Raw genomic sequence first — 12,369 nt, forward strand, 5'->3', positions numbered from 1 at the left:
AGGGCGTGATGGCGGCATCCGCTCCGCCCGGCTCGACGGGAAGCGACGAACCGGCCAACCGGCGCAGCCGGTTGAAGTCCGACCGGCGCACCCAGTTGCTCGCGGCCGCCGAACGTCTCTTCGCCCAGCGCGGCTTTCTCGCGGTGCGGTTGGAGGACATCGGCGCGGCCGCCGGCGTCAGCGGTCCGGCGATCTATCGGCACTTCCCCAACAAGGAAGCACTTCTCGTCGAATTGCTGGTCGGTATCAGCACCCGACTGCTCGCCGGGGCGCGCGCCGTCGAATCGAGTGGACACGACCCGCAACAGGTGCTCGACGGCCTGGTCGAGTTTCATCTCGATTTCGCGTTCGGCGAGCCGGACCTGATCCGGATCCAGGATCGCGACCTGGCACATCTGCCGGCCGGGGCGCAGCGGCAGGTGCGCAGTGCCCAGCGTCAGTACGTCGAGGTCTGGGTGGGTGTGCTGTGCGCCCGCGACCCCGGCTTGGCCGAGGCCGACGCCCGGTTGATGGCCCACGCGGTGTTCGGCCTGCTGAACTCGACGCCGTACAGCATGAAGCCGGCGGGAGCCAGGCCTGCCGCCCCCGAGCGCTCCCGAGCGGTGTTGCGGGCGATGACGATCAGCGCGCTGGCTGCCGCCGGAATCTGAATGGCGCAACGACGTCCGGTCGCGGACGGCCCGGCGCAGGTACCCTGCAACCCATGAGGTGGGTATGACCGATCCGTATCGACCCGAGGGTTCTGATCAGCCCTGGCAGCACAACGGGGTGAGCGAACCGCCCACCGTCGGCATTCCGCCGCACGTCGATCCGGCCTACGCGGGACAGCTTCCGACGTACCCGCCGGGTTATCCGCCGCAGTCCCCCAACCCGACCGCCCAACTGCCGCGGCAGCACTGGGAACCGCCACCGCCCCCGCCGGGTGGCCCCTCGGCAGGCGGTGGCGAGGGCGGTCCACCGGAACCGCCGCGGTTCCCGAACTGGCTGTGGCTGGTGGCCGGGGCCGCGGTGCTGCTGGTGGTCGGCATGGTGATCGCGCTGGTGATCGCCAACGGCTCGGGGCAGAATTCGGCTACGGTGACGCCGGTTTCGCCGCTACCGACGGCCCCGAGCACACCGATTCCCAAGCGCACCCCGACCACCACGCCGCCGCCGACGCGGTCGACGACGCCCGGCACCACACCGAGCACACCGCCGCCGACCACATCGACCACCGCCGGGGTCCCCGAGACCATCGTCTACAGCGTCACCGGCACCGGCCGGGCGCTCAGCATCGCCTACATCGACACCGGCGGGGTGCTGCAGACCGAGTTCAACGTGGCGCTGCCCTGGACCAAGCAGGTCACCCTGACACCGCCCGCATCGACTGCGGCAGCGGTCACGGTGGTCAACTTCGGCGAGCAGGTCACCTGCTCGCTGTCGGTGGACGGCGCCCAGGTGCGTCAGCGCACCGGGTCCATCCTCACGGTCTGCACGGCGAAGGGCTAAACCGTCACGCCGCCCGGCGCGGAACGCGCACGCCGAGCATCGCCAGCAGACCGAGCACCAGCACGGTGCACAGCCCGCCCATACCGGCCCGGTCGCTGTGGAAGACGTCGACGAAGAGCGAGAACAGCCACGGCGCCAGAAACGACACGGCGCGGCCGGTCATCGTGTAGAGCCCGAAGGCCACCCCTTCGAACCCGTCCCGGCTTTCCTGCGCCATTCTCAGCAGCAGGGTGCGCGCCGAGGACTGGGTGGGCCCGATGAACAGACACAGCAGCAGCCCACAGGCCCAGAACGCGACCGGCCCGGACAGCGTCATCAGCGTGGTGCCGGCGGCCACCATGGCGATCAGCGACCCGACGATCACGGTCTTGGATCCGATCCGGTCATCGAGCAGGCCGCCGGCGATCGCGCCGAGCGCGGCCACCACACTGGCGGCGACCCCGAAGATCAGCACGTCGCCGGCCGAGATGCCGTAGACGTTGACGCCGAGCACCGCCCCGAAGGCGAAGACCCCGGCCAGCCCGTCCCGGAAGATCGCACTGGCGACCAGGTAGTAGACCAGGTTGCGGTCGCGGTGCCATTCGGCGTTGATGTCGCGCCACAACTGGCGGTAGCCGCTGAGCAGGCCCACCCGGGGCGGGGGCGGCTCGTCGGTGCCCGTCAGCCGGTGTGCGATCAGCAGCAGCGGCAGCGCGAACATCGCCAGCCACGCGGCGGTCAGCCACATCGCCGCCCGAACATTCTGCCCGCCCTCGACCGGCAGACCCAGCAGACCCCGCTCCGGGCCGCTGCCGGCGATGAAGCCCAGATAGACCACCAACAGCAGCACCACGCTGCCGGCATAGCCTGCGGCCCAGCCGAATCCGGAGATCCGCCCGGAATTCAGCGGCGTCGACACCTGCCGCAGCATGGCGTTGTAGGGGACGCTGGCCAGGTCACCGCAGGCGGCGGTCAGCGCCAGCAGCACCAGCCCCGGAGCCAGGTAAGCCGGTGCGTCGCGAATCGTGCTCATCGACGCGATCAGCACCACCGCGACCCCGGTCAGGACCGCCAGTGTGATCCGACGGCGGTGCGGGGCGGCCACCCACACCCCGACCACCGGCGCCACCGCGGCCACGGTCAGACCGGAGATGGCCAGCGTGCGGCCCAGCCAGCTGGCCGGCGACACCGCACCGGGCAGCTCCCGGCCGACGCTGCTGGTCAGATAGACCGAGAACACGAATGTCACCACGATCGCGCTCACGGCCGCGGCGCCGGTATCCCACAACGCCCACGCCACGATCCGCGATCGCCCGGCTCTGACCACCCCCGGGGCATCCATGCCTGGCACTCTACGATTGGCCCATGCCAGTGCCTGCTCCCAGTCCGGATGCCCGCGCCGTCGTCACCGGAGCGTCCCAGGGGATCGGCGAAGCGCTGGCCACCGAGCTGGCCGCCCGTGGCCACGCGCTGATCATCACCGCGCGCCGCGAGGACGTGCTCAACGACGTGGCGGCCCGCCTGCGCGACAAGTATCGGGTGGCTGTGGAGGTGCGGGCGGTTGACCTGGCCGACCCGCCGGCCCGAGACCGGTTCTGCGCCGAACTGGCCGACCGGGAGATCTCGGTGCTGTGCGCCAACGCCGGCACCGCGACGTTCGGGCCGATCTCCGGCCTGGACCCGGCCGCGGAGAAGGCACAGGTGCAGCTGAACGCGGTTGCGGTGCACGACCTGGTGCTGGCGGTGCTGCCGGGCATGCTGGCGCGCCGCGCCGGCGGCATCCTGATCTCGGGTTCGGCTGCCGGCAACTCGCCGATACCCAACAACGCCACCTACGCCGCGACCAAGGCCTTCGCCAACACCTTCAGCGAGTCGCTGCGCGGCGAGCTGCTCAAGTCCGGGGTGCACGTGACGTTGTTGGCGCCGGGGCCGGTGCGCGCCGAGGCGCCCGATGCCGCCGAAGCGTCACTGGTCGACAAGCTGATACCGGATTTCTTGTGGATCTCCACCCAGCACACCGCCAAGCTGTCGCTGGATGCGTTGGACCGCAACAAGATGCGCGTCGTTCCCGGAATCACGTCGAAGGCCATGTCGATGGCCAGCGGGTACGCCCCGCGCGCGATCGTCACGCCGATCGTGGGCGCGGTCTACAAGAAGCTCGGCGGGGGCTAGCGGCGATCGGTAGCGCGGCGGAGCCGGGCGAAGCGGGTCGCCGGCGCCGGTTTAGCGCCTGCGGCGACCGGTCCCCATCGCGCCGCGGGAGATCTGCCCGACCACCACGCTGGTGACCACGGTCACCGCCCTCTTGCCCTCCCGGGTCGACAGGAAGTGGGTGAGCCAGCGTCCGAAACGCTGCCACCAGTGCAGCCGCTCCGGGGGCGGCGGAACACTGCCGTCACCCTGCGGGGGCCGGCTGCCCTCTCCGGCTGTCAGCTTCGCCGACAGGATTTCGTAGGCCGATTCCCGATCGACGGTCTGGCCGTATTCAGACTGCAGCGCACTGGCTTTGGCGGCCGTGGCGATCGCGTCGGGGCCGATGGTCCCCATCATGGACCGCGGCGCCCGCAGCCGGGTCCACGCGACCGGGGTCGGGGCGCCACGCTCGGAGAGCACGGTGACGACCGCTTCGCCGATACCCAGCGACGTCAGCGCCGACTCCAGGTCGTACACCTTGGTTTTCGGGTAGGTGCGCACCGTTCTGCTCAGCGCCTTCTGGTCGTCGGGGGTGAAGGCGCGCAGCGCGTGCTGGATGCGCGCACCCAGCTGCGACAGCACCGCGTTGGGCACGTCGGTGGGCAGCTGCGTGCAGAAGAACACCCCGACACCCTTGGAGCGGATCAGTTTGACGGTCTGCTCGACCTGTTCCAGGAACGCCTTCGAGGCGTCGGTGAACAACAGGTGCGCCTCGTCGAAGAAGAACACCAGCTTGGGTTTGTCGAGGTCGCCGACCTCGGGCAGGAAGGTGAACAGGTCGGCCAGCACCCACATCAGGAACGTGGAGAACAGCACCGGGCGCGCCGCCTGATCGCCGAGTTCGAGCAGCGAGATGATGCCGCGGCCCTGCGGGTCGAGCCGGATCAGATCCTTGGGGTCCAGTTCCGGCTCCCCGAAGAAGGTGTCGGCGCCTTCGGCTTCCAGATTGACCAGTGCTCGCAGGATCACCCCGGCGGTCGCCGGGGAAACCGCGCCGAGCTGCTTGAGCGCCGGTTTGCCCTCGTCGCTGGTGAGGTAGCTGATCACCGAGCGCAGGTCCTTCAAATCCAGCAGCAGATAGCCGTTCTGGTCGGCCCAGTGGAAGATCAACCCGAGCGTCGACTCCTGAGTGGCGTTGAGCCCCAGCACTTTCGACAACAGAATAGGGCCGAAGCTGGAAATGGTGGCACGCACCGGTACGCCGATACCGCCGGTGCCCAGCGACAGGAACTCCGTCGGGAACGCGGTCGCCGACCAGTCGTCGCCGGTCTCGGTGGCACGCTGGCTGATCTTGTCGCCCGCCTCCCCGGGCCGCGACAGCCCGGACAGGTCGCCCTTGACGTCGGCCATCAGCACCGGGACGCCGGCCGCGGACAGCTGTTCGGCGATCACCTGCAGTGTCTTGGTCTTGCCGGTACCGGTGGCGCCGGCCACCAGCCCGTGCCGGTTGATCGTGGCCAGCGGGATCCGGACCTGCGCCGAGGGGTCGGCGGTCCCGTCGATGACCACCGCGCCCAGTTCCAGGGCCTGACCGTCGGCGGTGTAGCCGGCCGCGATCTGCTGTGCGGCGTTCGCCGCCGAATCGGGACTCACAGGCCACGACATTACTTGCCCGGTCCGCACCGTCATGCGACTACGGGAGCCCCGAGGGGCTAACGTGGGCAAACTGTGAGCGCTGCACGAGACGAACTCGTCTGGATCGACTGCGAGATGACCGGTCTTGATCTGGCTTCGGACAAACTGATCGAGATCGCCGCCCTGGTCACCGACGGTGAGCTGAACATCCTCGGCGACGGGATCGACGTGGTGATCCACACCGACGACGCCACGCTGGACGCCATGAGCGACGTCGTGACCGCCATGCACACCCGATCGGGGCTGATCGAGGAGGTCAGGGCCTCGACCATCGACCTGGCCACCGCCGAGGCGATGGTGCTCGACTACATCCGGACCCACGTCAAGCAAGCCAAGACGGCGCCGCTGGCGGGCAACTCGATCGGCACCGACCGCGCGTTTCTGGCCCGCGACATGATTGCGCTCAACGACTATCTGCACTACCGGATGGTGGATGTCAGCTCGATCAAGGAGTTGTGCCGGCGCTGGTACCCGCGGATCTATTTCGGCCAGCCGGAGAAGGGGCTCGCGCACCGGGCCCTGGCTGACATCCACGAGTCCATCCGGGAGCTCAAGTTCTACCGGGGCACCGCGTTCGTGGCCCCTCCCGGACCGCCTACCAGCGACATTGCCGCAATTGCAGCCGAGTTGGGACCGCCCTCGGACGCGCCGGAGGAAATCGATTCGGTCGCCGAGCGCCCGAGCGGCTAGTATCGACGACGCTGCGTGCTCGGCTCGCCGATCGGCAGCAAATGGTGGCTGTAGTTCAGCTGGTAGAGCACCAGGTTGTGATCCTGGGTGTCGCGGGTTCGAGTCCCGTCAGCCACCCCGACAGGTCGGAGGGTTCGCCCTCCGACCTTTTTCTTTCGTGGGGACCCGTTACCGGACGCCACATCTGTTTCGTGGCCTAACCGTCGGCAGCGGAGTTGCCGGACCTGGCTTGTCCACGCACCGGCGACGGTGAGCTCGCGGCCGCTCGCCATGCGCCCTGGGACGAGATCTGCGCCACACTCGACCGGCTCTGGAGGGTGTACCGGGCAGCGTCGTGGGTCTGCAGCCGCCGATTATCTTAATTGCCGAGGTCAGGATGATTCTTCGCTGCCGTTGACACCGGCTGGAGCGCGGTGAGTCCGGTCGCCAAAACGTGTCACCGCAGTGGATATTTGTAACGAAATCGGGGCGCGTCGGTTTGGCGATATGTCACGTTTTGGTTACGGTTCCCTGCGTGCTCACGCAAGGACTGATTGATCTGCGCATGAAATCCTCGGTTTTGGCGGCGACGGCGGTGTTGCCGGCCGCCGTTTTGTTGGCCGGCGGAGCCGGCGCGGAACCGGGAAGCAACGACGAATCCGCGGCCGTCGCCGAAGCGCCGCCCCCGCCCGAGGAAGCACCACCGCCTCCGCCCGAGGACATGCCTCCCCCGCCTCCCGAAGACGGGCCACCCCCGCCGGAGGACGGGCCCCCGCCGCCACCCGAAGACCTACCGCCACCACCGGCCGAAGCCTTCGCCGTGGGCAATTGGGGCATGCCGGCGCCGCACGCGCTGCCGCCCGGCATCGCCAACGAGCGCGGCATGCAGGTCAAGACCATCCTGGTCTCGCGCAGCATCAGCGAGGCGTTCCCGCAGGTGCACAACATGATCGGGGTGCGCCCGGACGGCCAGCGCTGGCATCCGTCGGGTCTGGCGATCGACATCATGATCCCCAACTCCGGCAGCCCCGAGGGCATCGCGCTGGGAGACCAAATCGTGGCGTACGCGCTGCGCAACGCCGGCCGATTCGCCCTGCAAGACGCGATCTGGCGGGGCACCTACTACACGCCTGCGGGGCCCAGCGGCCGCGGCAACGGCCACTACGACCACGTGCACATCACCACGTTCGGCGGCGGCTATCCCAACGGCGGCGAAGAATACCTGCACGAAGAGAACGAGCCGGCCCCCGCCTGAGCCGCGAGGCCCGGCCGGCGCTAACGCGTCGGTTCGTTGGCGTTGCCGGTTTCCCACTGCGACCACGGCACGTTCCAGTCGCCGAGGCCCTCGGTGCCGGGCAGCAGCGGCCCGCTCGTGTTGCTGATCTGCACCACGTCGCCACGCTTGACGTGGTCGTAGAACCACAGCGCGTTGCTGGGACTGACGTTGATGCAGCCGTGGCTGGTGTTGGAGTAACCCTGCGCGCCCACCGACCACGGCGCCGAGTGCACGAAGATTCCGCTGTAGGAGATCTGGGTGGCCCAGTCCACATCGGTGCGATAGCCGTTGGGCGAGTTGACCGGCACCCCGTAGGTCGACGAATCCATCACGATGTGGGGGAAACGTTCGCCGACGATGTAGGTGCCGTTGTTCGTCGGAGTGCTGTCCTTGCCCATCGACACCGGCATGGTCTTGACGATTTCGCCGTTGACCCGCACCACCAGCGACTTGGTGTCGTCATCGACGGTGGCGATGACCTCGTCGCCGATGACGAAATGGCTCGACGCGTTGTCCTGGCCGTACACGCCGTTGCCCAGGTCCACACCGTAGGTGTTGACCGCAACATCGATATTGGTGCCCGGCTTCCAGAAAGACTGTGGGCGCCAGCGCACTTCGCGATTGTTCAGCCAGTAGAACGCGCCGGCCACCGGTGGGTCGGTGGTGATCTTGATCGCCTTTTCGGCCGCCGCGCGATCAGCGATGTTCTCGTCGAACCGGATCGCCACCGGCTGCCCGACGCCGACGACCTCGCCGTCGCGGGGCATGACGTAGGGCATGGTCAGGTTTTGCGGCGAATGCGTCTGAAACGTCATCTGCCGGCTGGTCACCCCACCCAGCCCGAGGGACTTGGCGTTCACCGTGTAGCGCTTGTTGTAGCCGAGCGGCTCGGTTGTCGACCAGGTCAGCCCGTCGGGGCTGAGCCGACCGTCGACCACCGAACCGTATTCGTTGACCATGGTGACCGAGTCGAGCACGCCGTCCTCGGCGGTCACCGTCACCGGCACGTCCACCGCCACGCCGACAGCTTTGTCGGTGACCGAGGCGGTGAGCTTGGGCACCAGCAGGTCGGCGAACGGGGTGCCCTTGTCGGTGATGATCTTCGTCGCCTCCGCGTCGGCATTGCCGCCGCAGGCGCTCAGTCCCAACACCGTGACCGGCACCATCAGCACCGCCGCAAGCCGGGACCGATACCCCCGACAGCGGCGTGTCGAACCAACCTGCCCCATGCTCTTTTCCCACCTGACCCAGCTCAAACTGCTCGCAGGCAGTCTAGTGGCTAATCGGGCGTACCGCTGCCGGGCGATCGCCCGCCCGGGCACCAGGGGATTTCGCCTCGCGGTGCAGCGCCTGTTATTGTCTTCCTCGCGGTCTTGACCGCCCAGCGCCGTTAGCTCAGTTGGTAGAGCAGCTGACTCTTAATCAGCGGGTCCGGGGTTCGAAACCCTGACGGCGCACAGTTCAGAGCGGGTTTTCGATTTTCCGGCGCACCCAAGGATGTACCCGATCGGCTCCAACTGGGATCCGCCGCGGCCGAAGTCGACATTTGGCTGAATACCAGCGCAGCGGGATTGCGCTCCCACGCCGCCATGTTCTCGCATCGTCATGGCTCGCGGGGGCCGTCCGTTGCTCACTTCGGACACTCCCCACCCGCGCCCACGCCACCGCAACCCGCAGCTATCGGAACTTCGCGACAACTCGGGATATTTTTCTAAAACGATCTTAGAGAAATTGGCACCACGCCTAAACTCAACGCCCATGGACCGCACCCCAGTCCAGTCGGCGCACTTCTCGTCGGTATGAGCAGATCGTCCGCGATGACCTTGAGTAGACGAGCCAGAATGACGCTCCTCGCTGCCATCGCGTGCGCCATCATCTACATCGCAACTGTCCTGGCGGTCGACTCAGGTTCATCCACCACCGCGACAACAGTAACTTCGAATTATCTCCCCACCACATCGCGCGCCCTAACCTCAACGAGCAGTCCAGCATCGGCGAAACTTTCCGCTCTTCCCATCAAAGGTCGCGCGCCGAAGACCAACTACGACCGCGCCCTGTTCGGCAGCCCATGGAGTGACGACGTCACCGTGGACGGCGGCCACAACGGCTGCGACACCCGCAACGACATCCTTCGACGCGACCTCACCGGAGCAGGCTTCAGGCCGGGACGCAAAGCCTGCATCGTCCTGTCCGGCATACTCAACGACCCCTACACCGGCGAAACGATCCTCTACCAGCGCGGGCCCGGATCGTCGAACCGAATCCAGATCGACCACATCGTGCCCATCCTCGACGCCTGGCAGAAAGGCGCCCAGGACTGGAACTACATGACTCGCAGGAACTTCGCCAACGACCCGATCAACCTCCAAACGACAACTGCGGCAGTCAACGACCAAAAGGGCTCAAGCGACGCGGCGTCGTGGCTCCCGCCGCGAACCTCCTACCGCTGCACCTACGCGACACGAATCGTCGACGTGAAGACCCGATACGGACTGTGGATAACCCAGCCAGAGCACGACGCCCTGGCCCGAATTCTCGATGCCTGCTGATGCAGAACGACAACGACGGCGTCACCGGTACCAGCAGGGGTCTGACGATCGTCCGGATTGCATACCGGTCCCCGGCCAGGCCGGTTCCCGACAACGGGCGTGAAGACCCTTACGTCTACTACTGGCCCTTCCGTGAACCTCCACTTCCAGGCCAGTGGGTGATCGTCCCTGATACCCCGCACCCCGAGAACTACGCCGTTGTCACCGGATTCGGCAACCACGGCGATGCAAAGGGCGCTCCGATCAAAACCATCACGAGCCTGGTGCCCGACGAAGCAGGAGCAGAAGCACGGAAAGCTGACGCCGACACGGTGGCGTGGCTCTGGGCCGCGCAACGCGCAGCAGGATTCCCCGCCCCCGGCTTTCCCGCCCCGCCCGACGAAGACCCCTACTCGCCGATACCCCCGGCCACCGGCACCGCTCCAAGCGCTGACGCCGCCAATGAATACGGCTTCGTCTGGCAGCGCCTCCACCGTCAAGCGGAGGAATACGGGCTACCCGATGAACAGGTGAAACGGTTCAAGAGCATCTCCGAGCACTGGCTTACGATCGCCGAGAGCTGGCGAGCCAAGACTGACCAAACCTCTCGTTCGCCGGATGCCGTTTCTGGGACGGACACAACTGGCTCAACAGTCACAACGACCAGCCCCTCGCTGTGGAAGTGGCTCCTCGTCCTGGCAGCCGTCATTCTCGTTGTCGTTGTGCTTGTGGCACTGGTCCGGTCGAGAAACGGAGATACGGAACCTGCTCCGGGTATTTGGTCGCCGACAAGTAGCCGTCCGACGACATCGCAGTCATCTTCCACCTGCTACCGCAATGTGAATGGGGAGTGCGTTCCGCAGCCGTCCGCCTCCAATTCGTTGCCTGGCCGAGCGACCGCGGAGTGCCGAGATGGCACCTATTCATACTCGAGCCATCGGAGCGGTTCCTGCGCGGACCATGGGGGCGTCGCAGTGTGGCTGGACAGCCGACCGTGACGCGACTTCGCATTATCGCGACAGTCTCGGCTCTTTCGTCGCTGTGGCCATCCGGTTCGGACCGGACATGTACATCGGATCGTTGTCGCGTGGTCTGCCGTTCACCCCATCCCGGAGGTGAATGTCGATGCAACGCCTTCGCACGATTGTCCTGAAGTCGTAGCCTTCACAGGTTGGAACCAGATTCGCGCCGTGGCGCGAAGGCATCAGCGGTTGCGGATGCGCCGGATCGCCAACACGACGAGCAAGCCGCCGGCCCCCGCCAGCGAGACCATCACCACCGGCTGGGTGACGAAGCCGACAATCCGGGTCTTGGCCCGCTCAGCCAGGTGACGGGGGTTGGCCCGGTCCGCGAGAATGTCCACCGTCGACGCCAACTGGTCGCGCGCCTGGTCGATGTCCTTCTTGATCCGCTCGGGATCGCGTTCCGCCACTGTCGTCCTCCCTGTCCGCCCGATGCTGCCCCTGCCGAACTACCCTAGAGCAGCCGGGCTTGGTCTCACGCTCCGGCGAGCAGAAAGGGGCTTTCAGTGACCGACCGAGCGACCGACACCGCACGCCTTGCGCCCGGCGATGTAGCGCCCGCGTTCAGCCTGCCCGACGCCGACGGCAACACCGTGTCACTGGCCGACTACCGGGGCCGACGGGTGGTCGTCTACTTCTACCCGGCGGCGTCGACGCCCGGATGCACCAAGCAGGCCTGCGACTTCCGGGACAACCTGCGTGACTTCAGCGACGCCGGGCTCGATGTCATCGGCATCTCCCCCGACAAGCCGGCCAAGCTGGCGAAGTTCCGCGACGCCGAGGGCCTGACGTTCCCGCTGCTGTCCGACCCGGACCGCGCCGTGCTGTCGGCCTGGGGCGCCTACGGTGAGAAGAAGATGTACGGCAAGACCGTGCAGGGCGTCATCCGCTCGACGTTCGTCGTCGACGAGCAGGGCAAGATCGCCGAGGCACAGTACAACGTGCGGGCCACCGGGCATGTGGCCAAACTGCGGCGGGATCTGTCGATTTAGCGCTTCGCGATGAGTTTTCGTCTCGGGCCCGGTCGATATATCCGAGAGCCAACCGGCTCACCGATGGCCCCCGAGAGGAGCAGACGATGCCCACGACCCGTATCGGCTTGTGGTTCGACACCCAAGCACTGGAAGCCGCCGAATACTACGTAGCGATCTTCCCCAACTCCCAGATCAGCCATGTCTCCTACTGGGGCCCGGAGAACCCCGACCGCGAAGGCACCCCCCTGGTGGTGTTGTTCACTCTCGACGGCCGTGAGTTCTCGGCCGTCAACGGCGGCCCGGACTTCCCGTTCACCGAGGCGATCTCGATCGAGATCGAGTGCGCTGATCAGACTGAGCTCGACTACTACTGGAGCACCCTGTCCCGCGGTGGCAGTGAGGTGCAGTGCGGGTGGCTCAAGGACCGCTACGGGCTGTCGTGGCAGGTCACACCGCGGCGGCTGGGTGAATTAATGACCGATCCAGACCCGGCGCGGGTGCAACGCGTCAAGGAAGCCATGTTCGCGATGGTCAAACTCGATGTCGCCGCCTTGGAGGCAGCAGCCGAGGCAGGGTGAACAGGCCCGCTCGGCGCTGGCCGCACG

13 protein-coding genes and 2 tRNA genes are annotated in these 12,369 nt (G+C 67.1%); 11 read left to right on the top strand and 4 right to left on the bottom strand.

The annotated features are described in order from the left end of the window. The first annotated feature begins 8 nt into the window (after positions 1–8). Together G6N23_RS13720 and G6N23_RS13725 are read left to right on the top strand one after the other, a co-directional pair. Positions 9–650 (top strand): SACE_7040 family transcriptional regulator, encoded by a 642-nt coding sequence (locus tag G6N23_RS13720; protein WP_085260209.1) that lies wholly within the window; start codon positions 9–11, stop codon positions 648–650. Between the two features lie 64 nt (positions 651–714). Continuing rightward, positions 715–1,488 (top strand): MmpS family transport accessory protein, encoded by a 774-nt coding sequence (locus tag G6N23_RS13725; protein ID WP_085260208.1) that lies wholly within the window; start codon positions 715–717, stop codon positions 1,486–1,488. 4 nt (positions 1,489–1,492) lie between these two features. On the opposite strand, the gene G6N23_RS13730 is transcribed toward G6N23_RS13725, so the two are convergent. Beyond that, entirely contained in the window at positions 1,493–2,809 is a 1,317-nt protein-coding gene (locus G6N23_RS13730) for an MFS transporter (protein ID WP_085260207.1), read from the bottom strand. Positions 2,810–2,832: 23 nt separating this feature from the next. On the opposite strand from G6N23_RS13730, the gene cmrA reads away from it, so the two are divergent. Then, the gene (cmrA, locus tag G6N23_RS13735; protein WP_085260206.1) at positions 2,833–3,639 is read left to right on the top strand and encodes a mycolate reductase; all 807 of its coding nucleotides are present in this window, start codon (positions 2,833–2,835) and stop codon (positions 3,637–3,639) included. Between the two features lie 51 nt (positions 3,640–3,690). Here cmrA and G6N23_RS13740 read toward each other — a convergent pair whose 3' ends face one another. Next, the gene (locus G6N23_RS13740) at positions 3,691–5,253 is read right to left on the bottom strand and encodes a helicase HerA-like domain-containing protein (protein ID WP_157997517.1); all 1,563 of its coding nucleotides are present in this window, start codon (positions 5,251–5,253) and stop codon (positions 3,691–3,693) included. 117 nt (positions 5,254–5,370) lie between these two features. Between G6N23_RS13740 and orn the strand changes: the two genes are divergently transcribed. The 3 genes from orn to G6N23_RS13755 all read left to right on the top strand — a co-directional run bounded on the left by orn (position 5,371) and on the right by G6N23_RS13755 (position 7,219). Continuing rightward, a complete protein-coding gene (gene orn / locus G6N23_RS13745; RefSeq protein WP_234808553.1) occupies positions 5,371–5,985 on the top strand; it encodes an oligoribonuclease in 615 nt (204 codons plus the stop codon). A 44-nt stretch (positions 5,986–6,029) separates the two neighbouring features. Continuing rightward, a tRNA-His gene (locus G6N23_RS13750) sits at positions 6,030–6,102 on the top strand. 427 nt (positions 6,103–6,529) lie between these two features. Continuing rightward, the gene (locus G6N23_RS13755) at positions 6,530–7,219 is read left to right on the top strand and encodes a VldE C-terminal domain-containing protein (RefSeq protein WP_085260203.1); all 690 of its coding nucleotides are present in this window, start codon (positions 6,530–6,532) and stop codon (positions 7,217–7,219) included. A gap of 20 nt (positions 7,220–7,239) precedes the next feature. Here the strand turns inward: G6N23_RS13755 and G6N23_RS13760 are convergent, their stop codons facing one another. After that, positions 7,240–8,469 (bottom strand): L,D-transpeptidase, encoded by a 1,230-nt coding sequence (locus G6N23_RS13760; RefSeq protein ID WP_085260202.1) that lies wholly within the window; start codon positions 8,467–8,469, stop codon positions 7,240–7,242. Between the two features lie 155 nt (positions 8,470–8,624). Here G6N23_RS13760 and G6N23_RS13765 point away from each other — a divergent pair. From G6N23_RS13765 to G6N23_RS13775, 3 genes are all read left to right on the top strand, one after another. Beyond that, positions 8,625–8,697: transfer RNA gene (locus G6N23_RS13765), tRNA-Lys, on the top strand. A 384-nt stretch (positions 8,698–9,081) separates the two neighbouring features. Next, positions 9,082–9,789 carry an HNH endonuclease family protein gene (locus G6N23_RS13770; protein WP_234808550.1) on the top strand — a complete coding sequence of 236 codons (708 nt, stop codon included), beginning with the start codon at positions 9,082–9,084 and terminating at the stop codon, positions 9,787–9,789. Beyond that, positions 9,789–10,766 (top strand): DUF3761 domain-containing protein, encoded by a 978-nt coding sequence (locus G6N23_RS13775; protein ID WP_095173785.1) that lies wholly within the window; start codon positions 9,789–9,791, stop codon positions 10,764–10,766. The genes G6N23_RS13770 and G6N23_RS13775 overlap by 1 nt, the downstream gene beginning before the upstream one ends. 206 nt (positions 10,767–10,972) lie before the next feature. Here the strand turns inward: G6N23_RS13775 and G6N23_RS13780 are convergent, their stop codons facing one another. Then, positions 10,973–11,200 (bottom strand): DUF3618 domain-containing protein, encoded by a 228-nt coding sequence (locus G6N23_RS13780; protein WP_085260362.1) that lies wholly within the window; start codon positions 11,198–11,200, stop codon positions 10,973–10,975. A 96-nt stretch (positions 11,201–11,296) separates the two neighbouring features. Here G6N23_RS13780 and bcp point away from each other — a divergent pair, with 96 nt between their 5' ends. Continuing rightward, entirely contained in the window at positions 11,297–11,782 is a 486-nt protein-coding gene (gene bcp / locus G6N23_RS13785; RefSeq protein WP_085260363.1) for a thioredoxin-dependent thiol peroxidase, read from the top strand. Positions 11,783–11,868: 86 nt separating this feature from the next. Then, positions 11,869–12,342 carry a VOC family protein gene (locus G6N23_RS13790; protein ID WP_085260364.1) on the top strand — a complete coding sequence of 158 codons (474 nt, stop codon included), beginning with the start codon at positions 11,869–11,871 and terminating at the stop codon, positions 12,340–12,342. Positions 12,343–12,369 lie beyond the last annotated feature (27 nt).

It is taken from the genome of Mycolicibacter terrae (assembly GCF_010727125.1).
In the GTDB taxonomy this organism is placed as follows: domain Bacteria; phylum Actinomycetota; class Actinomycetes; order Mycobacteriales; family Mycobacteriaceae; genus Mycobacterium; species Mycobacterium terrae.

Bases quoted from the DNA above. Each gene is read 5' to 3' on its own strand.
- G6N23_RS13720 (WP_085260209.1), top strand. From the start codon at position 9: ATGGCGGCATCCGCTCCGCCCGGCTCGACGGGAAGCGACGAACCGGCC.
- G6N23_RS13725 (WP_085260208.1), top strand. From the start codon at position 715: ATGACCGATCCGTATCGACCCGAGGGTTCTGATCAGCCCTGGCAGCAC.
- G6N23_RS13730 (WP_085260207.1), bottom strand. From the start codon at position 2,809: ATGGATGCCCCGGGGGTGGTCAGAGCCGGGCGATCGCGGATCGTGGCG.
- cmrA (WP_085260206.1), top strand. From the start codon at position 2,833: ATGCCAGTGCCTGCTCCCAGTCCGGATGCCCGCGCCGTCGTCACCGGA.
- orn (WP_234808553.1), top strand. From the start codon at position 5,371: ATGACCGGTCTTGATCTGGCTTCGGACAAACTGATCGAGATCGCCGCC.
- G6N23_RS13755 (WP_085260203.1), top strand. From the start codon at position 6,530: ATGAAATCCTCGGTTTTGGCGGCGACGGCGGTGTTGCCGGCCGCCGTT.
- G6N23_RS13760 (WP_085260202.1), bottom strand. From the start codon at position 8,469: ATGGGGCAGGTTGGTTCGACACGCCGCTGTCGGGGGTATCGGTCCCGG.
- G6N23_RS13770 (WP_234808550.1), top strand. From the start codon at position 9,082: ATGACGCTCCTCGCTGCCATCGCGTGCGCCATCATCTACATCGCAACT.
- G6N23_RS13775 (WP_095173785.1), top strand. From the start codon at position 9,789: ATGCAGAACGACAACGACGGCGTCACCGGTACCAGCAGGGGTCTGACG.
- G6N23_RS13790 (WP_085260364.1), top strand. From the start codon at position 11,869: ATGCCCACGACCCGTATCGGCTTGTGGTTCGACACCCAAGCACTGGAA.